Source organism: Rhodobacter sp. P2_H5, assembly GCF_056403335.1.
The window spans coordinates 1-23,926 of sequence record NZ_JBFUFS010000023.1; the positions used below are offsets into that span (position 1 = coordinate 1).

At 67.1% G+C, this 23,926-nt stretch carries 23 protein-coding genes; 14 read left to right on the plus strand and 9 right to left on the minus strand.

Annotated elements, in window-relative coordinates:
* The 4 genes from AC1DVR_RS20670 to AC1DVR_RS20685 all read left to right on the plus strand — a co-directional run.
* The coding region (locus tag AC1DVR_RS20670) for a transposase (RefSeq protein ID WP_478001260.1) at positions 1–239 on the plus strand (239 nt) is incomplete at its 5' end.
* Positions 240–354: 115 nt separating this feature from the next.
* The gene (locus AC1DVR_RS20675; protein ID WP_478002507.1) at positions 355–1,116 is read left to right on the plus strand and encodes a LamB/YcsF family protein; all 762 of its coding nucleotides are present in this window, start codon (positions 355–357) and stop codon (positions 1,114–1,116) included.
* 3 nt (positions 1,117–1,119) lie between these two features.
* On the plus strand, positions 1,120–1,782 hold the full coding sequence (locus AC1DVR_RS20680) for a 5-oxoprolinase subunit B family protein (protein WP_478002508.1): 663 nt from the start codon (positions 1,120–1,122) through the stop codon (positions 1,780–1,782).
* Positions 1,779–2,720, plus strand: coding sequence for a 5-oxoprolinase subunit C family protein (locus tag AC1DVR_RS20685; protein WP_478002509.1), 942 nt, complete (start codon positions 1,779–1,781; stop codon positions 2,718–2,720). Before AC1DVR_RS20680 ends, AC1DVR_RS20685 begins: the two co-directional genes overlap by 4 nt.
* A gap of 3 nt (positions 2,721–2,723) precedes the next feature.
* Here AC1DVR_RS20685 and AC1DVR_RS20690 read toward each other — a convergent pair whose 3' ends face one another.
* From AC1DVR_RS20690 to AC1DVR_RS20710, 5 genes are read right to left on the minus strand one after another with little or no spacing between them, the layout of a single operon-like run.
* The gene (locus AC1DVR_RS20690; protein ID WP_478002510.1) at positions 2,724–4,190 is read right to left on the minus strand and encodes an aldehyde dehydrogenase; all 1,467 of its coding nucleotides are present in this window, start codon (positions 4,188–4,190) and stop codon (positions 2,724–2,726) included.
* A 1-nt stretch (position 4,191) separates the two neighbouring features.
* Positions 4,192–5,232: an LLM class flavin-dependent oxidoreductase gene (locus tag AC1DVR_RS20695; RefSeq protein ID WP_478002511.1), complete on the minus strand. Its 1,041-nt coding sequence runs from the start codon at positions 5,230–5,232 to the stop codon at positions 4,192–4,194.
* Entirely contained in the window at positions 5,229–6,143 is a 915-nt protein-coding gene (locus AC1DVR_RS20700) for a flavin reductase family protein (RefSeq protein ID WP_478002512.1), read from the minus strand. Before AC1DVR_RS20700 ends, AC1DVR_RS20695 begins: the two co-directional genes overlap by 4 nt.
* Positions 6,140–6,931, minus strand: coding sequence for an alpha/beta fold hydrolase (locus AC1DVR_RS20705; RefSeq protein WP_478002513.1), 792 nt, complete (start codon positions 6,929–6,931; stop codon positions 6,140–6,142). The genes AC1DVR_RS20700 and AC1DVR_RS20705 overlap by 4 nt, the downstream gene beginning before the upstream one ends.
* Complete coding sequence (locus AC1DVR_RS20710; protein ID WP_478002514.1) at positions 6,903–7,505, minus strand: amino acid synthesis family protein; 603 nt, start codon at positions 7,503–7,505, stop codon at positions 6,903–6,905. Before AC1DVR_RS20710 ends, AC1DVR_RS20705 begins: the two co-directional genes overlap by 29 nt.
* Positions 7,506–7,600: 95 nt before the next feature.
* Here AC1DVR_RS20710 and AC1DVR_RS20715 point away from each other — a divergent pair, with 95 nt between their 5' ends.
* Together AC1DVR_RS20715 and AC1DVR_RS20720 are read left to right on the plus strand one after the other, a co-directional pair.
* Positions 7,601–8,284 carry a GntR family transcriptional regulator gene (locus AC1DVR_RS20715; RefSeq protein ID WP_478002515.1) on the plus strand — a complete coding sequence of 228 codons (684 nt, stop codon included), beginning with the start codon at positions 7,601–7,603 and terminating at the stop codon, positions 8,282–8,284.
* Complete coding sequence (locus AC1DVR_RS20720; RefSeq protein WP_478002516.1) at positions 8,284–8,577, plus strand: DUF1330 domain-containing protein; 294 nt, start codon at positions 8,284–8,286, stop codon at positions 8,575–8,577. Before AC1DVR_RS20715 ends, AC1DVR_RS20720 begins: the two co-directional genes overlap by 1 nt.
* 117 nt (positions 8,578–8,694) lie before the next feature.
* On the opposite strand, the gene AC1DVR_RS20725 is transcribed toward AC1DVR_RS20720, so the two are convergent.
* On the minus strand, positions 8,695–9,660 hold the full coding sequence (locus AC1DVR_RS20725) for a GlxA family transcriptional regulator (protein WP_478002517.1): 966 nt from the start codon (positions 9,658–9,660) through the stop codon (positions 8,695–8,697).
* Positions 9,661–9,733: 73 nt separating this feature from the next.
* Between AC1DVR_RS20725 and bcoG the strand changes: the two genes are divergently transcribed.
* The 6 genes from bcoG (at position 9,734) to AC1DVR_RS20755 (ending at position 17,589) form a co-directional block, all read left to right on the plus strand.
* Positions 9,734–10,648: a 3-dehydrocarnitine:acetyl-CoA trimethylamine transferase BcoG gene (bcoG, locus tag AC1DVR_RS20730; protein ID WP_478002518.1), complete on the plus strand. Its 915-nt coding sequence runs from the start codon at positions 9,734–9,736 to the stop codon at positions 10,646–10,648.
* A gap of 460 nt (positions 10,649–11,108) precedes the next feature.
* Positions 11,109–12,575: a carnitine 3-dehydrogenase gene (locus tag AC1DVR_RS20735; RefSeq protein WP_478002519.1), complete on the plus strand. Its 1,467-nt coding sequence runs from the start codon at positions 11,109–11,111 to the stop codon at positions 12,573–12,575.
* Positions 12,572–13,327: an SDR family oxidoreductase gene (locus AC1DVR_RS20740; protein ID WP_478002520.1), complete on the plus strand. Its 756-nt coding sequence runs from the start codon at positions 12,572–12,574 to the stop codon at positions 13,325–13,327. The genes AC1DVR_RS20735 and AC1DVR_RS20740 overlap by 4 nt, the downstream gene beginning before the upstream one ends.
* Positions 13,328–13,346: 19 nt before the next feature.
* On the plus strand, positions 13,347–14,510 hold the full coding sequence (locus AC1DVR_RS20745; RefSeq protein WP_478002521.1) for an acyl-CoA dehydrogenase family protein: 1,164 nt from the start codon (positions 13,347–13,349) through the stop codon (positions 14,508–14,510).
* A gap of 291 nt (positions 14,511–14,801) precedes the next feature.
* The gene (locus tag AC1DVR_RS20750; protein ID WP_478002522.1) at positions 14,802–16,793 is read left to right on the plus strand and encodes an acetate--CoA ligase family protein; all 1,992 of its coding nucleotides are present in this window, start codon (positions 14,802–14,804) and stop codon (positions 16,791–16,793) included.
* Between the two features lie 7 nt (positions 16,794–16,800).
* Complete coding sequence (locus tag AC1DVR_RS20755; RefSeq protein WP_478002559.1) at positions 16,801–17,589, plus strand: carnitinyl-CoA dehydratase; 789 nt, start codon at positions 16,801–16,803, stop codon at positions 17,587–17,589.
* 116 nt (positions 17,590–17,705) lie between these two features.
* Here the strand turns inward: AC1DVR_RS20755 and AC1DVR_RS20760 are convergent, their stop codons facing one another.
* From AC1DVR_RS20760 to AC1DVR_RS20770, 3 genes are all read right to left on the minus strand, one after another.
* Positions 17,706–18,326, minus strand: a complete 621-nt coding sequence (locus AC1DVR_RS20760) for a ubiquinol-cytochrome c reductase iron-sulfur subunit N-terminal domain-containing protein (protein WP_478002523.1) — start codon at positions 18,324–18,326, stop codon at positions 17,706–17,708.
* A gap of 250 nt (positions 18,327–18,576) precedes the next feature.
* Positions 18,577–19,992 (minus strand): FAD-binding oxidoreductase, encoded by a 1,416-nt coding sequence (locus AC1DVR_RS20765; RefSeq protein ID WP_478002524.1) that lies wholly within the window; start codon positions 19,990–19,992, stop codon positions 18,577–18,579.
* Entirely contained in the window at positions 19,989–20,645 is a 657-nt protein-coding gene (locus AC1DVR_RS20770; protein ID WP_478002525.1) for an arylesterase, read from the minus strand. Before AC1DVR_RS20770 ends, AC1DVR_RS20765 begins: the two co-directional genes overlap by 4 nt.
* A gap of 49 nt (positions 20,646–20,694) precedes the next feature.
* On the opposite strand from AC1DVR_RS20770, the gene AC1DVR_RS20775 reads away from it, so the two are divergent.
* Together AC1DVR_RS20775 and AC1DVR_RS20780 are read left to right on the plus strand one after the other, a co-directional pair.
* Complete coding sequence (locus AC1DVR_RS20775) at positions 20,695–21,390, plus strand: ABC transporter ATP-binding protein (RefSeq protein WP_478002526.1); 696 nt, start codon at positions 20,695–20,697, stop codon at positions 21,388–21,390.
* A complete protein-coding gene (locus tag AC1DVR_RS20780; protein ID WP_478002527.1) occupies positions 21,387–23,912 on the plus strand; it encodes an ABC transporter permease in 2,526 nt (841 codons plus the stop codon). Before AC1DVR_RS20775 ends, AC1DVR_RS20780 begins: the two co-directional genes overlap by 4 nt.
* The last annotated feature ends 14 nt before the right edge of the window (positions 23,913–23,926 follow it).

Here is a 23,926-nt window from a genome sequence, read left to right on the forward strand (position 1 = left end):
TCGGCTATGCCCATGTCCGCGTCGACCACGGTCGCGACGAATTCGCCCGTGGCGAGGTCCATATCAACGGCATCGAGGCCTTCTGGGGCTACGCCAAAACCCGCCTCGCCCGCTTCCGCGGCCTAAGCCCCAAAACCTTCCCCTTGCACCTCAAGGAATGCGAGTTCAGATACAACAATCGCGGCAAGAACCTGACCAGGATCCTGCTCAAAATCTGCCGCGAAAACCCGCTCTCCTAGTCAAGACCCTCTGCGAAAATTCAGGTGCAGCGCCTGGCTCTGATTTTTCGTCGAAAAATCGTGGCCCTTGCATCCGGCGGCGCGCCATAGTTGCATGGCCGAAAGCGGAGGCTCCATGCACAAGATCGACCTCAATTCCGACCTCGGCGAGGGTTATGGTCCCTGGGCCATGGGCGATGACGCTGCCATGCTGCGGCTGGTGACTTCGGCCAATATCGCCTGCGGCGGTCATGCCTCCGACCCCGAGACGATGTTCGCCACGCTGCGCTTGGCCGCGGCCAATGGCGTCGTGGTCGGGGCGCATCCGGGCTATGCCGACCGCGAGGGTTTTGGCCGCCGGGTGATCCCGATGACGCCGGAGGAGATCTCCCGCATGGTGGCCGCCCAGATCGGCAGCCTGATGGGGGTTGCGGCCCTCGCCGGGGCGCGGGTCGCCTATGTCAAGGCGCATGGCGCCCTGGCCAACCTCGCCGCCGACCGCCGTGACGTGGCCGAGGCGATCCTTTCCGCCACCCGTGCCATCTCGCCCGACCTCGCCCTTCTGGCGATCTCGGGGACCGAGGTCGAACTGGCCGCCCGCGCCGCCGGCCACCCGGTCTATTCCGAGATTTTCGCCGACCGCGGCTATCTTTCGACGGGCCGCCTGGTGCCCCGCAGCCGCCCCGATGCGATGATCAAAGATGCGGGAGAGGCCGCCGACCGCCTGCTGCGCTTTCTCGACACCGGATTGATGCCGGTGGTCGATGGCCCGCCGATCCCGCTTGCCGCGCAGTCGATCTGCATCCATGGCGACAGCCCGCATGCCGTCGCCATGGCGCGGGAGATCCGCGCCCGGCTGACCGCGGCGGGCGTCACCCTCGCGGCCTTTGCGGGCTAGGCCATGGCCCTGTTCCGCCCTGTGGCCGACCACGCAATTCTGGTGGAATTCGGCGCGACGATCACCGATGCCGCCCATGACGCCGTGCTGGCGCTGGATCAGGCCCTGGCCGCCCATCCCTTCCCGGGCCTGCGCGAGGCGATCCCGGCCTTCGTCAACCTGCTGGTCGATTTCGACCCGGTTCTGACCGACCATGCCACCGTGGAAACCCATCTGCGCCGCCTGACAGAGGCTACCGCCGGCCCGACCAGGACTGCCTCCGCCACGCGGGAGGTGCTGGTCTGTTATGAGGACTCGCCCGATCTGGCCGAGGTGGCCCGCCTGACCGGCCTTGCGCCCGAGGCGGTGATCGCGGCGCATCTTTCCGGCGATTACAGCGTCTTCATGTATGGTTTCGCCCCCGGCTATGCCTATCTGGGCGGCCTGCCCAAGCCGCTTCACCTTGACCGCAAGGCCAGCCCCCTGCGCGGCATCGCGGCGGGCAGCGTCATCATCGCGGGCGCCCAATGCCTGGTCACCACGCTCACCATGCCGACCGGCTGGTGGATCATCGGCCGCTCGCCCACCAAGATCCTGACCGGCGATCCAGCGCGGCCCTTCCTGTTTGACGTCGGTGACCGAGTGAAGTTTCGCCGCATTCGCAGCGATGACGAGGCCTTCCGATGACCGAAGCCCGGCTCCGCGTGGTCTTTGCCGGCCCGCATGTCACCTTTCAGGACGCCGGGCGGCGCGGCATGATGCGCTTTGGCGTGCCCGCCTCTGGCCCGATGGATGCCAAGGCCTTTGCCATCGCCCAGGCCGCTTTGGGCAACCCGCCTGGCGCCACCGCGATCGAGGTCTCGTTGGGGGGCCTGACGCTGGAGGCGGTTTCGGGTGCCGTCACGCTCGCCGTCGTGGGCGGCGGGTTTGTCGTGCAGAAGGGGGCAGAGCGGCGCGGGTCCTGGGAAATCATGCATCCGGCTCCGGGCGAGCGCCTGGTGATCCGCCCCGGCCCCTGGGGCAGCTGGACCTATCTGGCCTTTGCCGGTGTGCTGGAGGCGCCCGCCTGGTTGGGCAGTCACGCCACGCATGGGCCTTCGGGCCTCGGCGGCGGCAAGCTCGTGGCCGGGCAAGAGATCGTGGTGACCGCGCCGCGTGTCTTGCGCCGGGACGGCCCAATTCCCTGCCCGGTCTGGGCACGGCCCAGGGCCGTTCTCAATGCCGTGGCCGGGCCGCAGGACCGCTTTTTCTCTGCCGAGACACTCGCCGATTTCGCCAGCCAGCCCTTCCATCTGACCGATGCCTATGACCGGATGGGGGTGCGGCTGCGCGGCCCCGCCTTGCGGCCTGAAGGCGCCCTGTCGATCCCGTCGGAGGCGATCCTGCGTGGTTCGGTGCAGGTCTCGGGCGAGGGGGTGGCGACGGTGCTGCTGGCTGACCACCAGACCACCGGCGGTTACCCGAAGATCGCCACGATCCTCTCCGACGATCTCGACGGTTTCGTTCAGTTGCGGCCCCGTGACACCGCGCGTTTCCGCTTCATCTCGCCCGCCGAGGCGGTGGCGCTGGCGCGGCGGCGGGCCAGGGCCTTGCAGGCCTATCTGGCTCGGCCCGCCGTGGACTAGAGTTCACCGCATCACGAAGGGGTCCGGGATCGGCGCATCCGAGGTGCGCAGCCAGACCGTCTTGGTCGTGGTGTAGTCCAGCGCCGCCGCAAGCCCGCCCTCGCGCCCGTGGCCCGAAAGCCCGTGGCCGCCAAAGGGCGCGATGGGCGAAACGGCCCGGTAGGTGTTGACCCAGACCACCCCGGCCCTGAGCGCGCGGATCATCCGGTGCGCCCGGGTCAGGGACCCCGTGAAGACGCCCGAAGCCAGACCATATTCCGTGTCATTGGCCAGCTGGATCGCCTCCTCCTCGGTGTCGAAGGTGACCACCGACAGGACCGGGCCGAAGAATTCCCGCGCCAGCGCGGGGGCATCGGGGGTTTCGGAACAGTCGATGATCGTCGGCGGGAAGTAGAAACCCGGGCCGGGCAGGGCGGTGCCGCCGGTGACGAGGCTTGCGCCCTTGGCGAGAGAGGCTGCGATGGTGGCCTCGATATGCGCGCGCTGGCGTTGGGTGCACAGGGGGCCGACCTCGGTCGTCATCAGGTCGGGGGCGGCGATGCGGATCGCCTCGGCCTTGGCTTTCAGCTTGGCGAGGAAGGCCGCCTTCACGCTGCGCTGCACCAGAAGCCGCGAGCCTGCGACGCAGCTTTGCCCGGTGGCGGCGAAGATGCCCGAGACCTGGGCATTGGCGGCACTTTCCAGATCGGCATCCTCGAAGACGATGAAGGGCGACTTGCCGCCCAGTTCCAGCGAGGTCGAGGCGAGGTTTTCGGCCGAATTGCGCACCACTGCCCGCGCTGTGCCCGGCCCACCGGTGAAGGCGATATGGGCCACTTTCGGATGGCAGGTCAGGACATGGCCGCATTTCGGGCCAAAGCCGGTGATCACATTGACGACGCCGGGCGGAAAGCCCGCCTCATGGACCAGCCGCGCAAACTCCAGAAGCGGCGCCGGGCCGTCCTCTGATGCTTTCAGGACCACCGTGCAGCCGGCGGCGAGCGCCGGGCCAAGCTTGACCGCCGACAGGAACAGCTGGCTGTTCCACGGCACGATGGCCGCCACCACGCCGATCGGTTCGCGGCGCAGCCAGACCTCCATGTCCGGCTTGTCTATCGGCAGATGCGCGCCTTCGATCTTGTCGGCAAGGCCCGCGTAATAGCGATAATAATCCGCCACATAGGCAATCTGGGCCGAGGTTTCGCGGATGATCTTGCCGGTGTCTTTCGTCTCCAAGGCCGCAAGGCGCGGCGCTGCGGCCTGCACCAGATCGGCCAACTTCAAGAGCAGTTTCCCCCGCGCGGTGGCGGTCAACGCGGGCCAAGGGCCGCTGCGGAAGGCGCGGTCTGCGGCCTCGACGGCGCGGTTGACCTCGTCCTCGCGCGCTTCAGGCATCAGGGCCCAAGGCGTGCCGGTCGCCGGATCAAGGCTTTCAAACTGGGCCGCGCCGTCTTCGAAAGCGCCGTCGATGTAAAGCTGGAAGCGTTCCATCTCAGCCCCCGAATGCGGGCATGACGTCAGCAATGAAGCGTTGCAGCGAGGCTTTCTTGCGTTCGAAACTCATGCCGCTGTCGATCCAGATGGCGAATTCATCGTAGCCCATGGCCTCGTAGCTCTTCACCCGCTCAATGACCTCGGCCGGTTCGCCCACGATGTGGTTCTTGCGCAGCACCTCGGGGGCATAGGTCGCGTTGGCGGCGATCTCTGCCTCGGGGATCGCCTCCATCAGGCCCATGGTTACCGGCTTTTCATTGCGGAACCAGGCGGCGAAGTAGTTGAAGAAGACGGACAATTCCCGCGCCGCCTGCATCGCGTCCTCCTCGCTGTCGGCGACGTAAGTGTGCCGCAGGACGAGGATTTTCGGGCGCGGCAGGTCGGAGTATTTGGCGCAAGCGGAGTTGAACTTGTCCATCAAGGACTGCACTTCGCCATCGTCCTGGTGCATCGGCGTGACCTGCACGTTGCAGCCATTGGCCACGGCGAATTCGTGGCTGTTGATGTCGCGCGCCGCCACCCAGATCGGCGGATGCGGCTGTTGCAGGGGCAGGGGGGCCGAGGTGGTCTTGGGGAACTGCCAATACTGGCCGTCGTGGGCGTAATCGCCCTTCCAGAGTTCCTTGACCGCCGGGATCAGCTCGCGCATCTTCTGGCCCGCGTTCCAGGCATCCAGACCGGGCGAAAGGCGTTCGTATTCAAAGCTGTAGGCCCCGCGCGCCACGCAAAGCTCCAGCCTGCCATCCATGATGATATCGGCCATCGCGGCCTCACCGGCCAGACGGATCGGGTGCCAGAACGGGGCGATGATCGACCCGGTGCCGAGGCGCACATTCTTGGTGCGGCGCGCCAGATCCACAAGGTTCAGCAAGGGGTTGGGCGCGATGGTGAAATCCATCCCGTGATGCTCGCCCGTCCAGATCGCATGCATGCCGCCCTCGTCGGCGATGCGGCAGAGCTCGACCATCTCTTCATAGAGCTGCTGGTGCGGGACATCGGCCGAGAGCCGCTCCATATGAACGAAAAGCGAGAATTTCATGGGGTTTCTCCTGCCACTTTGGCCACGCGGCCCGAGGTCTGGTTGCCGAAATAGATGCCGAAATTGCCGTGGAGGGTCTCCTCGGCCAGCCGGTCGAGCATGATGCGCAGGGCTGGGTCGGTGATGTCGCCAAGGCTGTCGGGGGCGAGGTCAACGAAGGCGCCCTTGGCCGGCGTGCCCCCGGTGCAGGGGCAGCGGAAGGCGATGTGCTGGTGGCCGCGTGCCACGTCTTCGAAGACGGAATAGATGAAGCCGGGGGAGGCCTGCAGGTGCAGCCCGTCGAGCAGGCGGGTCAGGGCGGCAGTGGCGCCGTCGCGGCCAACCTTGGCGGTGGGCAGGGTCAAGCCGCCGAAACCGTCGTCGATCAGAAGGACGGTGCCCTCCTTCTCGATGATGGCGCTGATCACGACATCGGGGCCGGGGGCCACTGCGCTGGCGGTGGCGGTGAAATAGCTGCCCCGATAGTAGCCGAGGCCCGAGGTGGTATTGGCCGAAAACGCCTCGATCCTGCCGATCAGCAGAGCGTGGTCGCCTGCTTCGATCACCTGATGCATCGCGCAGTCGAACCAGCCCGAGACACCGGACAGGACCGGCGCGCCATGCGGACCTTGCTGCCAGTCCACCATGCCGAACCGGTCGGCGACGGGCCTTGCGAAGGTGTTGGACACCTCGCGCTGGTCTTCCGCCAGGACGTTGATCGCAAAGCCTTTTGCGGCGGTGAAGGCCGCGTAGTTGGCCGAGGCCTTCGCGATGGAAACCAGCAGAAGTGGCGGCTCCAGCGAGACCGAGGAGAAGGAATTGGCGGTGAAGCCCAGGGGTTTGCCCTCGGCCATCGTGGTGACGACCGTCACCCCGGTCATGAAGGTGCCGAAAGCGTCGCGCAGGCGGCGGCGGGCGTCAGGATCACTCATGCGCGTCTCTCCATCGGTTCGGTGGCAAGCCAGCGGGTCAGGGCTTCATTGACGGCTTCGGGGGCGGTCAGGTTGACCATGTGGCGGTGGCCTTCGATCACCACGGCCTGACCCAGCGGGGCGGCCCTGGCCATCGCCTCGGCCATCTCGGCGGTCGAGTTCGGGTCGCCCGCGCCGGTCAGCATCAGGGCCGGGCAGGCGAGGCGGCCCAGTTCGTCGGCATAGGTATCATCGCCCAGAGAAAAGGCCCTGTAGGCCGCCCCATAGCCCGCGCGGTTCACCTGAGACAGCCAACCCGCCACGGCGGCGCGCTCGGCTTCCTCGCCGGGCTGGAACCAGCGGTTCAGCGGGGTTTCAAGGTCGAACTCACCCGCCGCAATCGCATCGGCCCGCGCCACGACCGCGGCCCGCGCCTCCGGCGTCCGGCGATGGACGCCGTTCAGCAAGGCCACCCGGCGCACCTTGTCGGGATGTGTCACGGCCAGGCCCAGGGCGACCAATGCCCCCATCGAATGCCCGGCCACACTGGCCGAGGTCAGGCCCAGTTCCGCCATGGCCCTTGCGGCCCAGGCAACGTAATCCTGCAACAAGCAACCCTCGGGCAGGGCGGAGGTGCCGCCGTGCCCCGGCATATCCAGCGCGATCACCCGGCCCGGCAGGCCCATCTGCGGCCCCCAGGCCTCGGCCCGCATCCCCACGCCATGGATCAGCAACAGGGGCGCGCCGCTGCCCGCCTCGATCCAGCGCAGGGTGCTGCCGTCAGACGCCTGCAGGGTTCTTGGCGTCATGGCCCAGCTCCTCCAGATCCTTGTAGCGGTTACCGATCCGGTGATGCGGCCGCCCGCCGATCGAGGCACCCAAGGCGATCACGATTTCATCCGCCGCAGGGGCATCCGGGATCGCGAAATGGATGGTCAGGTAGTGCGACCGCGCGCCCTCATCGTCTTTGTGCATGAGCGGGATCATGATCGGCGCATTGGCACCCCCCCGCGTGTTGCAAAATGACAAGTAGGATTTCGCGCCCACCGCCGTCCGGTAGTGGTTGCCGAAGCGCAGGGTGTGGATCAGGGCCGAGGCATGTTCGACCTCGCCATCCAGGCCCACCACGGCGGACTTGCCATAGCCTTCAACCGCCGCCCCGCCGCCGCTGCGTTCCAGCACCATCTCGGTCAGAAGCTGGCCCAGAACCGGGGCAACCTCGCGGATCTCCGGCCCGAGGTCCTCGACAAAGCCGCGCCCGGCCCAGGGGTTCTTGATCACGGCAGCGGCGGCGATCAGCACCAGGGGGCGCGGCGCCAGTTTGCCACCTTCGATGAAGGTGGTCTCGACATGGGTCAGGGTCTTGCGGATCTGCGCGGGCATGAGTCTCTCTCCGTGGTTTCTCCTATCTTGGTATACCATAAGACAACATGTCAAGAAAACTTGCATGCCCCGGCGAAAAATGCTTAAAGGGTGCCATGGACCAGCCCTATGACGACCTGAAGATCGACCAGATGCCCCAGACCCTGCGCGAGATCGTGCTGGGCCGGATGCGCGACGCCATTCTGTCGGGCCGTTTCGCCAGCGGCGCGCGGCTGGTGGAGCGCACTTTGTGCGATCAACTCGGCGTCAGCCGCTCCGTCGTGCGCGAGGTGATCCGCATTCTCGAGGCCGAGGGTCTGGTCGAAGCCCTGCCCAACCGGGGCCCCACGGTGGCGACGCTGGACTGGGCACAGGCGCGGCAGATCTATGACATCCGGCTCTTGCTGGAGCAGGGCGCCGCCCGCGCCTGCGCCGAAGTGGCCGATGCCAGCGTGAAGGCCCGCCTGACCGAGGCTTTGCAGGGCATCGAAGCGGCCTTTGCAAAGGGCCAGAGCCTCGCCCTCTTTCAGGCCACCACAAAGTTTTACGAGGTGATCTTCCTCTCCGCCGGCCACGAGATCGCCTGGGAGATCGTCCAGCGTCTGAACGGCCGCATCAGCCGGTTGCGCGCTTTGACCCTTGCCACGCGCGAACGCAATGTCTCGGGTCTGGCCCGGATGACGCGGATCTGCACGGCCATCGCGGCCAATGATGTGGCGGGCGCGGGCCAGGCCGTCCACGACCATCTGACCGAGGCCGCCCAGATCGCCCGCCGCCTTCTGCAAGCCGAGGAAAGCTGATGCCCGCCTATTGGATCGCCCATGTCACCGTCACCGACCCCGCCCGCTACAAGGGCTATCAAGCGCTCGGCCCCGCTGCCTTTGCCGCCCATGGCGGGCGCTTTCTGGCGCGCGGCGGCGAAAGTGACGTGGTGGAAGGCCCGGCGGATTATGAGCGCCATGTCGTGATCGAATTCCCCAGCCTTGCGGCGGCGCGTGCCTGCTATGCCTCGCCCGAATATGCCGCCGCACGCGCCGAACGCACGGGGGCGGCCAAGGTGCAGATCATCATCGTCGAGGGTCTGCCGGGGTGATCCTGGTCGAAGGCCTGCCCGCCTGACCCCCAACCCATTTGCGCTTTGCCCAAATACTCCGGAGGGGCGCGGGGAGGCTGGCCTCCCCGCCCCGGCCCCAAGCGACCGGCCCGAACTTCAGCGCAAGCCGCTCGGCGGTTGGCCGAACTGCTGGCGAAAGGCGCGTGACAGGGAAGAGGCGCTGGAAAACCCGGTTCGCAGCGCGACCTCGGCCAAAGGGTGCCGCGTGTCGGTGATCATCCTGCGGGCCGCCTGCAGGCGCAGAAGCAGCGCAAAGGCCGCAGGCGTGGTCTGCAAGGTCTGACGGAACAGGGTCTCCATCCGGCGGGGCGACAGGCCGATGGCCGCTGCCGTCTCCGCCGCCGTCTCGGGCGTATCAATCCGCGCCTCCATCCGCGCCACGGCCTGCGCCACCCTCGGGTCCAACCGCAGGTCGCTGATTGGGGAGGGCGCCACCTGCGGCTCGCTTCCCGGGCGCGGCATGGTCAGGAAGGACGCCGCGACCTGCCGCGCCAGACCCGGGCCGTGGCGACTGCCGATCAGATGCAGCATCAGGTCGGCGGCAGGGGCGGCCCCTCCCGCCGTGAAACGGTTGCGGTCGATCACCCAGCGGTCGGGCACCACATCGACATCGGGGTGGGCGGCGGCGAGATCCTCCTGATCCTCCCAATGCACGGTGGCGCGGTGGCCGGACAGCAGCCCGGCCCGCGCCATGACCCAGGGGGCCGCATCAATCCCGCCGACCGCCAGGAACCGCCCCGCCATCCGCGACAGATCGCGGATCAGCGGTACCGTCGCCACCTCGGACTGCCGGAACCCCGCGATCACCACCAAGGCATCCGCACCCTCGGCCGCGGCCAGGGGGCCGGAGGAGGGCAGCTCGATCCCGCAGGTCAGGGGCACCGCCCGCCCATCGGGCGACACCACGCGCCAGCGGTAGGCCTCATGCCCGAGATGCCGGTTGGCCGACCGCATCGGGTCGAGGGTCGAGGCGACCTCCAGAATCGAAGACTGCGGCAGGACTAGCAGGGCCAGCGTCAAAGCCTCTCGCGAGGACGTGAAAATTGATGCGCTTTTTGACATGAGGATTTCGTAAATCGTCAAGCGCGCCTTGCCAAGCCCGTTATGGTGCCGGCAACCCAATCGGAGGACCCCCATGCCGCTTTCCATGAACCGCGAAGTTTTCATCACCTGCGCCGTCACCGGATCGGGCGGCACGCAGGACCGCTCCCCCCATGTGCCGCGCTCGCCCGAGCAGATCGCCAAATCCGCGATCGACGCCGCCAAGGCCGGCGCCGCCATCGTCCATTGCCACGTCCGCGACCCGGAATCCGGCAAACCCTCGCGTGATCCGAAGCTGTACCGCGAAGTGACCGAGCGGATCCGCGATTCGGGCACCGATGTCGTCCTGAACCTGACCGCCGGCATGGGCGGCGACCTTCTGTTCGACGGCACCGAGAAGATGAACCAGATGGCGGGCCATTCCGACATGGCCGGCGCCACCGAGCGCGTCGCCCATGTCGTCGAATGCCGGCCCGAGATCTGCACCCTCGACTGCGGCACGATGAACTTCAACGAGGCCGATTACGTCATGGTCAACACCCCCGGCATGCTGCGGGACATGGCCAAACGGATGACGGCGGCGGGTGTGCGCATCGAGATCGAGGCGTTTGACACCGGCCACCTCTGGCTCGCCAAGGAACTGGCAAAAGAGGGCGTCATCCCCGCCCCGACCCTGGTGCAGCTCTGCATGGGCGTACCGTGGGGCGCGCCGGATGACCTCAACACCTTCCTCGCCATGGTCAACAACGTGCCGTCGGATTGGTTCTGGAGCGCCTTCTCCATCGGCCGCAACCAGATGCCCTATGTCGCTGCCGCCGTTCTGGCCGGCGGCAACGTCCGCGTCGGTCTGGAGGACAACCTCTGGCTCGACAAGGGCGTGCTGGCCACCAACGCGCAACTGGTCGAACGGGCCGTGACCATCATCTCCAACCTCGGCGCCCGGGTGATCACCCCGGCCGAGGTGCGGGCGAAGCTGAAGCTGGAGAAGCGGGCGCCGGTGGCGAAGTGAGGATGAGATGTCGAAATATCGACTTTGGATCATCGGAATACTGGCTGGCCTTGGTGCTTTGGCACTCGCCTGCGCCCCGGTCATCAATTGGGTAACCCCTGCGGGCAAGCCTTTACAGAATGCCGAGTGCGTTAACAGTGTGGACCCGGCCAAGCCTACTCCTCAGATCTGCCCGGCCCGTACGGTAGAAGATAACGCCGCCGATCAGGCAAAATGCAAAGCGGAAGGTGGCGTAGTCGGGATGTACGATATTTTGATGGGGGGCGTGAATTGCGTCTATCCCTATCCTGATGCTGCTGACTCGGGGAAGTCTTGTTCTAAATCAACGGACTGCTCACTCTTTTGCGATGGAGACACCCACCAATGCGCGGCTCAGAGAGGGCGAGGCTCCTGGGCCCAACTTGATGAAAACGGGCACCTGCAAGAGATCGTCCAATAAGGAAAATCGAAGGGTACTATGATGACACGGAAAGCAGCAATCATCGGTGGCGGCGTTATCGGCGGCGGTTGGGCGGCGCGGTTCCTGCTGAACGGCTGGAACGTCTCGGTCTTCGACCCGGACCCGCAGGCGGAGCGCAAGATCAGCGAAGTGCTGGCCAATGCGCGGGCGGCCCTCCCCGCCCTCAGCGATGTGCCGATGCCCGCCGAAGGCAAGCTCAGCTTTGCCGCCACCATCACAGAGGCGGTGGAAGGCGCGGATTACATTCAGGAATCCGTCTCGGAACGCCTCGACCTCAAACACCGGGTCTTCTCGCAGATCCAGCAATCGGCGGGTCTGGGCACGCCCATCGGCTCCTCCACCTCGGGCTTCAAGCCTTCGGAACTGCAGGAGGGGGCGGCCAACCCCGGGGTGATCTTCGTCGCCCACCCGTTCAACCCGGTTTACCTTCTGCCGCTGGCCGAGGTCGTCCCCTCGCCCCGGTCGGACGCCAAGGTGATCGAGGCGGCCAAGCAGATCCTCAAAGAGATCGGCATGTTCCCCCTGCATGTCCGCAAGGAGATCGACGCCCATATCGCCGACCGCTTCCTCGAAGCCGTCTGGCGCGAGGCTTTGTGGCTGGTCAAGGACGGCGTCGCCACCACGGAGGAAATCGACGAGGCGATCCGCATGGGTTTCGGCCTGCGCTGGGGCCAGATGGGCCTGTTCGAGACCTACCGCGTGGCGGGCGGCGAGGCCGGGATGAAGCATTTCATGGCGCAGTTCGGGCCGTGTCTCACCTGGCCCTGGACCAAGCTGATGGACGTGCCCGAGTTCAACGATGAACTCGTCGACCTGATCGCTGGCCAGTCCGATGCGCAATCGGGCATGCACACGATCCGCGAGCTGGAGCGGATCCGCGACAGCAACCTGATCGGCTTCCTGCGCGCCTTGAAAGACCGCAACTGGGGCGCGGGCAAGGTCCTGCGCGAACATGACGAGGCTCGTGCTGCCGTTTTCAACGCGGCCACCGACACCGCGCCGAAGGCCGCGCCCCTCGCCATGGCCCATATGCAGGTCCTGCCCGGCTGGATCGACTACAACGGCCACATGACCGAAAGCCGCTATTACTTTGCCAATTCCGAGACCGTGGATGCTTTCCTGCGGCTGATCGGGGCGGGGATGGATTATGTGAAGGCGGGGCACTCCTACTACTCCGCCGAGACCCACATCCGCCACCTGGGCGAGGCGAAGCTGGGCGACAGGCTGCTCGGCACGGTGCAGATCATCTCGGCGGACGAGAAGCGCTTCCGCTCCTTCGTGCGCATCATGAAGGGCGACGAATGCGTGGCGACCATCGAGCAGCTTTGCCTGCATGTCGACATGGCTGCCGGCAAGACGGTTGCGGCAGCGCCCGAGGTCTGGGCCAAGCTGAAGGCCATCGCTGACGCCCAAGCCTCCCTGCCACTGCCCGAAGGCGCCGGCCGCGCCGTGGGGCAGAAGAAGTGAAACGCGTCCTCATCACCGCAGGCGCGAATGGCATTGGCCTTGTGATGGCCGAGGCCTTCCAGGCCGCTGGCCACCGCGTTTGGGTGACGGACGTCGATGCGGCGATGATCGCCGCCCTGCCGCCGGGCATCAGGGGCAGCCATGTCGATGCCGCCTACGAACTGGCGATGGAGGCCCTGTTTGCCGATATCGAGAAGGACTGGGGCGGGCTCGACGTGCTTTGCGCCAATGCCGGGATCAAGGGGCCGACGGCGGCCATCGAGGATATGCCGCTGGAGGCCTGGCACCAGTGCCTCGGCGTCAACCTCGACGGCGCGATGCTGGCGGCGAAATATGCCGCCCGCCTGATGAAACCGGCGAAGGCGGGGGTGATGATCTTCACCTCCTCCACCTCCGGCCTCTACGGCACGCCGTATCGCGCGCCCTATGTGGCGGCGAAATGGGGCGTCATTGGCCTGATGAAGACCGTGGCGATGGAACTTGGCCCCTATGGCATCCGCGCCAATGCGATCTGCCCCGGCTCGGTCACCGGCCCGCGCATCGACGCGGTGATCGCGGCCGAGGCGGAGGCCAAGGGCCTGACCCCCGATGCCGTGCGGCAGGGCTATGCCTCGGGCACCGCCCTCAAACGCCTCTCCGACCCGCAGGACGTGGCCGAGATGGCGCTTTTCCTCGCCTCCGACGGCGCGCGCATGGTCTCGGGCCAGGCGCTGGCGGTCGATGGCATGACCTACAACGTGGACCCGCAATAACCGCAAAGGGATGGGACCTATGGATTTCGGCCTGAACGAAGAACAACAGATGATCGTCGACACGACCCGCACCTTCGTGGAGCGGGAGCTTTACCCGCATGAGGCCGCGGTGGAGCGGACCGGTCACTTGCCGCTGGAGCTGATCCGCGAGATCCAGAAGAAGGCGATGGAGGCGGGCCTCTACGCCGCCAACATGCCCGCCGAAGTGGGCGGGGCGGGGCTCGATACGCTGAGCTGGCTGCTCTACGAAAAGGAGCTTGGCCGGGCCAACTACGCCCTGCACTGGACCTGCGTCGCGCGCCCCTCGAACATCCTGTTGGCCGGCAATGCCGAACAGCGCGAGCAGTACCTGATGCCCTGCATCCGGGGCGAGACCTGGGATTGTCTGGCGATGACCGAGCCCGGCGCGGGCTCCGACCTGCGCGGCATGAAGGCCTCGGCCCGTGAGGATGGTGATGACTGGGTGCTGAACGGCACCAAGCATTTCATCTCTCACGCCGATCTGGCCGGCTTCACCATCGTCTTCATGGCGACTGGCGAGGAGGCCACCCCGCGCGGCCCGAAGAAGAAAATCACCGCCTTCTTCGTCGACAAGGGCACCAAGGGCTTCAACGTCCGTGACGGCTACCGCAACGTCTCGCACCGCGGCTACACCAATGCCGTGCTGGAGTTCGACGACTGCCGCATCAACAAGCGCCAGATCCTCGGCGAGGCGCACAAGGGCTTTGAGGTGGCGAATTCCTGGCTGGGCGCCACCCGCCTGCAGGTCGCCTCCACCTGCCTCGGCCGCGCCGAGCGCGCAATGGGCCATGCCCTGAGCTATGCCGCCGAGCGCAAGCAATTCGGCCAGCAGATCGGCAAGTTCCAGGGCATCTCCTTCAAACTCGCCGACATGGCGATGGAGCTGAAGGCCGCCGAACTCCTCACCCGAGAAGCCGCCTGGAAATACGACCAGGGCTCGGTGACCGAGGCCGACATGTCGATGGCCAAGCTGAAAGCCACCGAAGTGCTGGCGATGATCGCCGATGAGGCGATCCAGATCCACGGCGGCATGGGCCTGATGGAGGAACTCCCCCTGGAACGTATCTGGCGCGATGCGCGGGTCGAGCGGATCTGGGAGGGTACCTCGGAAATCCAGCGCCACATCATCAGCCGCGAACTTCTGCGCCCCTTGGGCGCCTGACCCGCCGGAGCGACGATTTTTCGGCGAAAAATCAGGGGGCGCTGCCCCCTCGCCCGTGCCGGGCTCACCCCCGGGATATTTATGGACCAATGAAATGCACGAGATCTTAACCATTTGCTGCCATCATGACATCACCGAACAGGGGGGGACCCCGATGACGGTGACCGGTGAAGATTCCCTGCCTCGTTGGATCGGGGCAGGGCGTCTTGCCGCGCAATTTCAGTGGTCCATAAATATCCCGGGGGTCCGGGGGCTGGCCCCCGGCCGCCTCAACCGGTGCGGAGCCTTGGCATGACGCGCCTCGACCGCCTGTTGCGACCGAAGACCATCGCCGTTCTGGGCGCGGGCTGGGCCCTCAATGTCATTGAACAATGCCGCAAGATGGGCTTTGTGGGCGAGGTCTGGCCGGTGCATCCGACCAAGGCCGAGATTGGCGGGCTGAGGGCCTATGCTTCTCTCGCCGATCTGCCCTCTCCTCCGGATGCGACTTTCATCGGGGTCAACCGGTTCGCGACGATCGATGTCGTGGCGGAACTGGCTGCCATGGGCGCCGGCGGGGCAATCTGCTTTGCCTCGGGCTGGACCGAGGCGGGCGAGCCCGAGTTGCAGGCGCGGCTGGTTGCGGCGGCGGGCGAGATGCCGATCCTCGGGCCGAATTGCTACGGCGTGATCAACTACCTTGATGGCGCGCTCCTCTGGCCCGACCAGCATGGCGGAGTTCCGGTGGAGAAGGGCGTGGCGCTGATCAGCCAGTCTTCGAACATCGTCATCAATCTTGGCATGCAGAAGCGCGGGCTTCCGGTGTCTTATGTCGCCTGCCTCGGCAATGCCGCCGTGGTGGGGCTGGCCGAGCTTGCCGGCGCCTTGCTGGATGATCCCCGAGTCACGGCGCTTGGCATGTATATCGAGGGCATCGACGATGCCGCGGCCTTTGCCCGCCTGGCCCAGCGGGCCCGCGCCATGGGCAAGGGGATTGTCCTGATCAAATCGGGCAAGACCGAGCTCAGCCGTACCGCCGCTGCCTCGCATACCGCATCCTTGGCCGGGGGCGGCGCCGCTTCAAGCGCCTTCCTGCGCCAGATCGGGGTGGCGGAGGTCAACACGCCCTCCGAGCTGATCGAGACGCTGAAGATCTTTCACGTCCATGGCCTGGGGCTGGGCACCGCGCTCTGCTCGCTGTCCTGTTCGGGCGGTGAGGCGGGGCTGGTGGCGGACCTCGCCGCGCCCTTCGGCATTGACTTCCCGCCGGTGCCGGCGCCTGTCCGACAGCGGCTGGGCGAGATCCTGGGGCCGATCGTGACCGTGGCCAATCCCTTGGATTACCACACCTTCATCTGGGGCGACGGGCCGCGCACCACGGATGTCTTCACCACGATGCTCTCGGGCTATGACGCCGGCATCTATATCATCGACACGCCGCGGGCGGACCGCTGCGATCCTTCCGGCTATCAGCCGGCGCTCGATGCGATCGTGGCGGCGCAGGCCAACACCGGCAAGCCGGCCTTCCCTGTCGCCTCGATGCCGGAGAACTTCGGTGAGGCTGAGGCGGCGCGGCTGATCGATTCCGGCGTCTGCGTGCTGATGGGTCTGGAAACCGCGCTGGCCGCGCTGCGTGCGGCGCAGACCCCAGCCGGGCCTGCGGCCTGGGTGCCGCTGCCCCCCGTGGTGGAGCGGGCGAGCCATCTCTTGTCGGAGGCCGAGGGCAAGGCCCTCCTCGCCCGGGCGGGCGTGGCGGTGCCGCGTTCGGTCAGTGGCGCCACCCTGGCCGAGGTGGCGGCCCAGGCCGGCACAATGACCGCGCCTTTCGCGCTGAAGGGCCTGGGCTTTGCCCACAAGACCGAGGCCGGGGCGGTGCGGCTTGGCCTGACCTCGCTGGAGGGGCAGGCGGAGATGGCTGGCGCCACCGGCTACCTGCTGGAGGAGATGGTGACGGGTGCGGTGGCGGAAATCCTCGTCGGGCTCCGCCGCGACCCGGTCTATGGCGTCAGCCTGACGCTGGGCATGGGCGGGGTGACGGCGGAGGTTCTGGCCGATACCGTGACGCTGGTCCTGCCCGCGACCGAGGCGGAGGTTCTCTCCGCCCTGCGCAAGCTTAGGCTTTGGCCGCTGCTGGATGGCTACCGGGGCCGCAAGCGGGCGGATGTGGCGGCGCTGGCCGCCTTGGCGGTGCGGCTGGGCGCCTTGATGGCCGAGGATGCCCGCCTTGAGGAAATTGAAATCAACCCCGTTCTGCTCCGCGACAGCGGCGCCGTGGCGGTGGATGCCCTGATCAGGAGAGCGTAAGATGGACATGGTAACCGAAGGCCCGATCAAGACCCGGCGGGAGGGCGCGATCCTCGAGGTCACGCTGGACCGTCCCAAGGCCAACGCGATCGACCTCAAGACCAGCCGGATCATGGGGCTGACCTTCCGGGCGTTCCGGGATGATGACTCGCTTCGGGTCTGTATCCTGCGGGCGGCGGGGGAGAAATTCTTCTGCCCGGGGTGGGATCTGAAGGCTGCCGCCGATGGTGACGCCGTGGATGGCGACTATGGCGTTGGCGGCTTTGGCGGGTTGCAGGAATTGCCCAACCTGAACAAGCCGGTGATTGCCGCCGTGAATGGCATCTGCTGCGGCGGCGGGCTGGAGCTGGCCTTGTCCTGCGATCTGATCCTGTGCTCGGACAATGCGACCTTCGCCCTGCCGGAGATCCGGTCCGGCACCGTGGCCGATGCCGCCTCGATCAAGCTGCCCAAGCGGATTCCCTATCATGTCGCGATGGATCTTCTGCTGACGGGCCGCTGGTTCGATGCCGAGGAGGCGCTGCGGTGGGGGATTGTGAAGGAGATCACCTCTCCGGCCGATCTGCTCGCCAAGGCCTGGGATCTGGCGCGGCTGCTCGAGTCTGGCCCGCCGCTGGTTTACGCGGCGATCAAGGAAGTGGTCCGCGAGGCGGAGGCCTTGCGGTTCCAGGACGCGTTGAATCGCGTGACGAAGCGGCAGCTTGCGACGGTGGACAAGCTTTATTCGAGCGAGGATCAGCTGGAGGGGGCGCGGGCCTTTGCCGAGAAGAGGGACCCGGTCTGGAAGGGGAAATGAGTGTGCAATCAGGGGGATTGCACGCGTGCAATGTGACGTAAGGGGTTGATATAATTTGGGAAGATGAATCTTATTCACCTTTTGTTAAGGCGGGATGGGTGGGAAAGCCCTTCGGGTCAGCCGCGCCGGGGCTGGAATTGCAGCGTGTTTGGGTCCAGCATGCGATAGGGCGGGATCGACAGATTCCGGGCCGCAGGGCCCTTGGTGAGCAATCCGTTCACGCCGAACTCCGATCCGTCACAGGTGCAAGTCCAATGGGAGCCTGCCGCCGTGACAACGCAGCCTTGCTTCGGGCAAACCAGGCTGTAGGCGATGAAGCTGCCATCAGGGGTGGCGCGGCGATTTTGGTCCAGCGCTGAAGCTTCGGCAGGCAGATTGGCGTTGCGCGCCAAGGGATCGCGAAGGCTGGTCAACTTGATAGCCTCGGCTGCCGCGATGGTCCTTTTGGTCCGGTGCAAGATGGCAATGGGCCGACCGTAGGCGATGATCCTCTCGTATTGGTTCTCGGGCAGTTGCCGCAGGTCAATGGTCGCCGCTTCGGCAAGAAGCGCATCAATGTAGCGCTGCTCGGCCACGACGTCTTCGGAGGGGGCCATGCTGTGGATCAGCCCCCAAGCCCCATAGCCAACGGCAAAGGCGCCCGTCGACAGGGTGGCCGCATGCAATAAAAGGTCGCGGCGGGAGAAAACGCTTGGGGGCATTGGGCGGCCTTCAATCTCGTCAGAGGAGGCTAGCATCGGCCCAGGGCTCTGACGAGATGAATTTCGGGCGCCCCAGCCCGACAAGGCGAGGCTCCGGGGGAGCCTTGCCCGGGACGGTTGGCCGGAGGCGTGAGCTGGAGGCCAAGGGGGTTCATGCAGCAAGCTGCAGGTTGGAAAATCGGGGCGCGCCTGACTGGGGTGGGCGCGGGAACGCGCCTGCCCGGGGGCAGGCAGGCGCGGCCCGATTTGTCGCGGGACAAATCGGGCAAGAAGCCCCTTTGTCGGGTCAGGGTTTTGGCGGGATGACCTTGCCGGGGTTCATCAGGTTCTGCGGGTCCAATGCCGCCTTCACGGCGCGCATCACGTCCAGCGCCACGGGGTCCTTGCGGCGGGCCATGGTGTTCAACTTCGACAGGCCCACGCCGTGTTCGGCGGAGAAGCTGCCGTGGAGGTCTTGCACCACGTCCTCCACCGCCTCGATCACCGCGTCGTAGAGGGCGGGGTCGTCGCGGGTCGGGTAGACGGTGAAGTGGATGTTGCCATCGCCGAGATGGGCGACCGAGAGGGTTTCGGCCCCGGCGTCGAGGGCGGGCAGGCGGGCTTCTATGCGTGTGAAGAAGTCGGGCACCAGATGCAGGGGCAGGGCGATGTCGGTGTCGATGGTGGGCTGGCGGGCGATGGTGATTTCGGCCGCCAATTCGCGGCGCTTCCACATGGCGAGGCGCTGGGCGTCGTTCTGGGCGATTTCGGCATCGAGGACCGCGCCGGTTTCGATCAGGGCGCCGAGGGTATCTTCGAGGAGGGCGGTGAGGGGCACGGTGCCGTCGGGACCGGGGGTGTAGTCCTTCGGCGCAGTGGCGGCGAGTTCGACGAGGATATTGGTCTCATACCGCCGGTCGAAGGGCAGGCGGATGTCGGGGCGGGCCTCGGACAGGCGGCGCATAAAGCTGGCGGGCATGTATTCGAAGGCCTCGACCTGGCCGCCCGAGGCTTCTTGCAGGCGGTTCAGGAGGGTGAGGGCGTCGGGGAGGCTTCGGGCGGCGAGGGTGGCCGTGGCATAGGCTTTCGGGCGCGGCACCAGCTTCATGACGGCGGCGGTGATGACGCCCAAGGTACCCTCGGCCCCGATGAACATCTGGCGCAGGTCGTAGCCGGAGTTGTTTTTGTGCAGTTCCGACATGAGGTTGAGGATGCGACCATCGGGCAGCACCACCTCCAGCCCCAGACACAGCGCGCGGGTGGAGCCGTAGCGCACGACGTTGGAGCCGCCGGCATTGGTGCTAAGGACGCCGCCGATCATCGCCGAGCCACGGGCGCCGAACCAGAGCGGGAAGTAGAGGCCCTGGGCTTCGGCGGCGTCGTGGAGGCTCTGCAGGACAACCCCGGCCTCGACCACGGCGATGCGGGTTTCGGGGCGGATCTCGCGGATCTGGTTCAGGCGCTCGACCGAGAGCATCAACCCGCCCCGGGTCATCGCGCCGCCGACGAGGCCGGTGAGGCCTGCGACCGGGATCACCGGGATCTTGTGGCGGGCGGCAAGGCGCAGGGTGGCGGCCACCTCCGCCGTATTGGCGGGGCGGGCCACGGCGAGGGGTTCGGGGTGGTAATGGCCGCTCCACTCCTCGCCATATTTGGCGAGGCCTGCGCCGGTGATCACATGGGCGGGGCCGAGGAGGGTGCGGAGGTCATCCAGAAGGGTCATTTCACGGCCTTCAGAAGGTCGAGGACTTGCGGGCCGAGCGCCGCGACGATGGTGGCGACGCCCTTGGCATTGGGGTGCAGGTGGTCGTCCTGCAGGAACTGGCCCATGGCGGCGGGGTCGGGGTTCACGGCGAGGAAGGGGCCGAAGAAATCCGGGAAGAAGAGGGTGTGATACTGGGCGGCAAGCTCGGGGTAGATGGCGTCGAACTGGGTGCGGTAGTCGGGGCCGAAGTTGCGGGTGGACTTGATGCCGACGAGGAGGATCGGGATCTTGCGGCTGGTCGCCTCCTTCAGGATGGCGTCGAGATTGGAGCGGCTTTGCGCCGGGTCGATGCCGCGCAGCATGTCATTGGCGCCGAGGTTGACGATCAGCGCCTTCACGCTGGGCGACAGGGTCCAGTCCAGCCGCGACAGGCCTCCGGCGGTGGTGTCGCCCGAGACACCGGCATTGGCGATCGTGACATCGGCGCCTTGCGCGCGCAGCCAGTCCTGCAGCTGGGCGGTGAAGCCCTGTTCGCGCGGCAGGCCGAAGCCCGCCGTCAGACTGTCGCCCAAAGCGGCGATGGTCACCGAAGCCATGGCGATCGGCGCCCAAAGCGCCAGCGATAACGCCAAAGTGACATTGCGCAGGGCGCGGATCGGCCCATATGACATCCAACGGCCCCGGAACAGGGGTTTGAAAACGGTTTGGAATGGGGCGGGCATGGACAGGGTTCTCGATCTGAAAGAGGTGCGGTTGACGCTGAAGGGCAATGCCGGGCCGGTGGAGATCCTGCGCGGCATCAGCCTGGATGTGGCTTCGGGCGAGAGCCTGGCGCTGGTCGGGCCTTCGGGGTCGGGCAAATCCTCGCTCCTTATGCTCATGGCCGGGCTGGAACGCGCCTCGGCGGGCCGGGTTGCGGCTTTGGGGCAGGACCTGACCGCCTTGGACGAGGATGGTCTGGCCCGCTTCCGCAGGGGGAATATGGGGGTGGTTTTCCAAAGCTTCCACCTTATTCCGACCTTGACCGCGCTGGAAAACGTCGCGCTGCCGCTGGAGATCGCCGGGATGGCGGAGGCCGGGGCGCGCGCGCAGGCCGAGCTGGCGGCGGTGGGGCTTGGCGCAAGGGGCGACCATTACCCGAGCCAGCTGTCGGGGGGCGAGCAGCAGCGGGTGGCCTTGGCCCGCGCCTCGGCGCCGCGGCCAAGGCTGTTGCTGGCGGATGAGCCGACCGGGAACCTCGACACCGTCAACGGGGCGGCGATCATGGATCTGATCTTTCAGCTGCGCGACCGGCATGGCGCCACGCTGGTCATGGTCACCCATGCGCCGGAACTGGCGGCGCGCTGCGACCGGGTCTTGCGGATGGCCGATGGCCGCCTGGTCGAGGACAGCCGGGCCGGGGGGGCCGCGGCGTGACCGGCGCGGCCGACTGGGCGCTGGCCTTCCGCCTGGCCCGACGCGAGCTTCGGGCCGGGCTGGCCGGCTTTCGCATCCTGATCCTGTGCCTGGCCCTCGGCGTCGCCGCGATTGCCGCGGTGGGCACCCTGCGCGCCGCGATCGAGGGCGGGCTTTCCGATCAGGGGGCGGTGATCCTCGGCGGTGATGCTCAGATGAAATTCACCTACCGCCTCGCCTCGGATGCGGAAAAGCAGTGGATGGCCGCGCATGCGGCCCGGGTCTCGGAGGTGGTGGATTTCCGCTCGATGGCGGTCACCGGCGATGACCGCGCGCTGACCCAGGTCAAGGCGGTGGACGGGCTTTGGCCGCTGCTGGGCGAGGCGAGGCTGGATCAGGGCACGCTGGAGGCGGCGCTGGCCGTCAAGGATGGCGTGCCGGGCGGCCTGATGGCGCCGGTTCTCGCCGCGCGTCTGGGCCTGAAGCCGGGCGATCATTTCAAGCTGGGCAGCCAGACCTTCCGCCTTGGCGCGCTTCTGGTGACCGAGCCGGACACCGCGACGGCGGGCTTCGGCCTTGGGCCGCGCACGCTGGTGCGCACCGCCGACCTCGCGCAGTCGGGGCTTTTGGCGCCGGGCACTCTGTACGAGACGGAATATCGGCTGGCGCTGCCCGAGGGCGCCGATCTTGCCGCCCTGCAGATCACGGCCGAGCAGGCCTTCCGCGACAAGGGCATGCAATGGTCCGACCGGCGCAACGCGGCGCAGGGGATTGAGCGGTTCGTGCAGCGGATGGGGTCTTTCCTGATCCTCGTCGGCCTCGCCGGGTTGACGGTGGGGGGCGTTGGGGTTGCCTCGGCGGTGCGGGCCTTCATGGAGGCCCGGGTCGCCACCATTGCGACGCTGAAGGTGCTGGGGGCGGAAAGTGCCTTGGTCTTGCGGATTTATCTGGTGCAGATCCTGGCCATCACGGCGGTGGGCGTGGGGATCGGGCTGGTGCTGGGCGGGGGCGGGCCACTGGTTGCGGCACCGTTCCTGGCCGGGGTAATGCCCTTTCCGGTGAAGTTTGCGCTTTATCCCGCACCTCTGGCGCAGGCGGCGTTTTATGGAGTGGTGACGGGGCTGTTGTTCGCGCTCTGGCCTTTGGCGCAGGCGGTGCGGCAGGGCGCGGCCTCGCTTTATCGGGGGGCTGCGGCGCGGGTTTGGCCGAAGGCGTCGCATCTGGCGGCGATGGTTGCTCTGCTCGCGCTGTTTGTCGGCGGGGCGGTGTGGTTTTCGGGCAGCGCGATGCTGGCCTTGGGCACGTTGGGCGGGGTGTTTGCGGCGCTTCTGGTGCTGGCGCTGGCGGGTCTGGGCTTGGCGGCGCTGGCGCGCTGGGCTGCGCGGCGGGGGTTTGTGGCGGGCCGACCGGGCTTGCGGCTGGCGCTGGCGGCGATTGGCGGGCCACGGTCGGAGGCGCTGGCGGTGGTTCTGTCGCTGGGGCTGGGCCTCAGCGTGCTGGCGGTGGTGGGGCAGATCGACGCGAACTTCCGCGCCGCGATTGCGCGGGATCTGCCGGCCAAGGCGCCGTCTTTCTTCTTCATCGACCTGCAGGATGACGAGATGCCTGCCTTTACCGCGATGATGCAGGGCAATCCGGCGGTGTCGCGGATGGAATCCGCGCCGATGCTGCGCGGGCTTCTGACCCAGATCAACGGGCGCCCGGCGCGCGAGGTGGCGGGGGATCACTGGGTGGTCAGCGGTGATCGCGGCATCAGCTTTGCCGATGCGATGCCGAAAGGCACGAAGCTTGTGGCTGGCAAGTGGTGGCCCGAGGGTGACACCGGCCCGGCGGAGATCTCTTTCGCCGAGGAAGAGGCGACGGAGATGCATCTGAAGCTGGGGGACATGCTGGTGGTCAACATCCTTGGCCGGGATATCGAGGCGAAGATCACCTCGTTCCGCAAGGTCGATTTCTCCACCGCGGGGATGGGGTTTGTCATGGTGATGAACGCGGGCGCGGTGGCGGGGGCGCCGCACAGCTCGATTGCGACGGTCTATGCGGCACCGGGGGCCGAGGGTGGCATCCTGCGCGACACCTCGCGGGCCTTTCCGAATGTGACGGCGATTTCGGTGAAAGAGGCGATCGAGCGGGTCGGGCAGGCCCTGGGCGCAATTGCGATGGCGACGGTGATCGCGGCGGGGGCGGTGCTGGTGACCGGGCTGGTCGTGCTGATCGGCGGGGCGGCGGCGGGGGTGCGCGGGCGGATGCAGGAAGCCTCGGTCCTGAAGGTGCTGGGGGCGACGCGGGGGCGGATTCTGACGAGTTTCGCTTTGCGGGCGGCGTTGACCGGGGCTGCGGCGGGGCTGGTCGCGATGCTGGCCGGCGGCATCGGCGGCTGGGCGGTGTTGCGGCTGGTGATGGATTTGCCCTATGCGTTCGAGCCGTGGTCGGCGGTGGGCATCGTGCTGGGCGGGATGCTCGCCACGCTGGCGGCGGGGGTGGTCTTTGCCCTGGCGCCGATCTCGGCGCGGCCGGCGCAGGTTTTGCGCTCGGCCGAGTAGCCTCCGGCGGGAGT

Bases quoted from the DNA above. Each gene is read 5' to 3' on its own strand.
- AC1DVR_RS20675 (WP_478002507.1), top strand. From the start codon at position 355: ATGCACAAGATCGACCTCAATTCCGACCTCGGCGAGGGTTATGGTCCC.
- AC1DVR_RS20680 (WP_478002508.1), top strand. From the start codon at position 1,120: ATGGCCCTGTTCCGCCCTGTGGCCGACCACGCAATTCTGGTGGAATTC.
- AC1DVR_RS20685 (WP_478002509.1), top strand. From the start codon at position 1,779: ATGACCGAAGCCCGGCTCCGCGTGGTCTTTGCCGGCCCGCATGTCACC.
- AC1DVR_RS20690 (WP_478002510.1), bottom strand. From the start codon at position 4,190: ATGGAACGCTTCCAGCTTTACATCGACGGCGCTTTCGAAGACGGCGCG.
- AC1DVR_RS20695 (WP_478002511.1), bottom strand. From the start codon at position 5,232: ATGAAATTCTCGCTTTTCGTTCATATGGAGCGGCTCTCGGCCGATGTC.
- AC1DVR_RS20700 (WP_478002512.1), bottom strand. From the start codon at position 6,143: ATGAGTGATCCTGACGCCCGCCGCCGCCTGCGCGACGCTTTCGGCACC.
- AC1DVR_RS20705 (WP_478002513.1), bottom strand. From the start codon at position 6,931: ATGACGCCAAGAACCCTGCAGGCGTCTGACGGCAGCACCCTGCGCTGG.
- AC1DVR_RS20710 (WP_478002514.1), bottom strand. From the start codon at position 7,505: ATGCCCGCGCAGATCCGCAAGACCCTGACCCATGTCGAGACCACCTTC.
- AC1DVR_RS20715 (WP_478002515.1), top strand. From the start codon at position 7,601: ATGGACCAGCCCTATGACGACCTGAAGATCGACCAGATGCCCCAGACC.
- AC1DVR_RS20720 (WP_478002516.1), top strand. From the start codon at position 8,284: ATGCCCGCCTATTGGATCGCCCATGTCACCGTCACCGACCCCGCCCGC.
- AC1DVR_RS20725 (WP_478002517.1), bottom strand. From the start codon at position 9,660: ATGTCAAAAAGCGCATCAATTTTCACGTCCTCGCGAGAGGCTTTGACG.
- bcoG (WP_478002518.1), top strand. From the start codon at position 9,734: ATGCCGCTTTCCATGAACCGCGAAGTTTTCATCACCTGCGCCGTCACC.
- AC1DVR_RS20735 (WP_478002519.1), top strand. From the start codon at position 11,109: ATGACACGGAAAGCAGCAATCATCGGTGGCGGCGTTATCGGCGGCGGT.
- AC1DVR_RS20745 (WP_478002521.1), top strand. From the start codon at position 13,347: ATGGATTTCGGCCTGAACGAAGAACAACAGATGATCGTCGACACGACC.
- AC1DVR_RS20750 (WP_478002522.1), top strand. From the start codon at position 14,802: ATGACGCGCCTCGACCGCCTGTTGCGACCGAAGACCATCGCCGTTCTG.
- AC1DVR_RS20755 (WP_478002559.1), top strand. From the start codon at position 16,801: ATGGTAACCGAAGGCCCGATCAAGACCCGGCGGGAGGGCGCGATCCTC.
- AC1DVR_RS20760 (WP_478002523.1), bottom strand. From the start codon at position 18,326: ATGCTAGCCTCCTCTGACGAGATTGAAGGCCGCCCAATGCCCCCAAGC.
- AC1DVR_RS20765 (WP_478002524.1), bottom strand. From the start codon at position 19,992: ATGACCCTTCTGGATGACCTCCGCACCCTCCTCGGCCCCGCCCATGTG.
- AC1DVR_RS20770 (WP_478002525.1), bottom strand. From the start codon at position 20,645: ATGTCATATGGGCCGATCCGCGCCCTGCGCAATGTCACTTTGGCGTTA.
- AC1DVR_RS20775 (WP_478002526.1), top strand. From the start codon at position 20,695: ATGGACAGGGTTCTCGATCTGAAAGAGGTGCGGTTGACGCTGAAGGGC.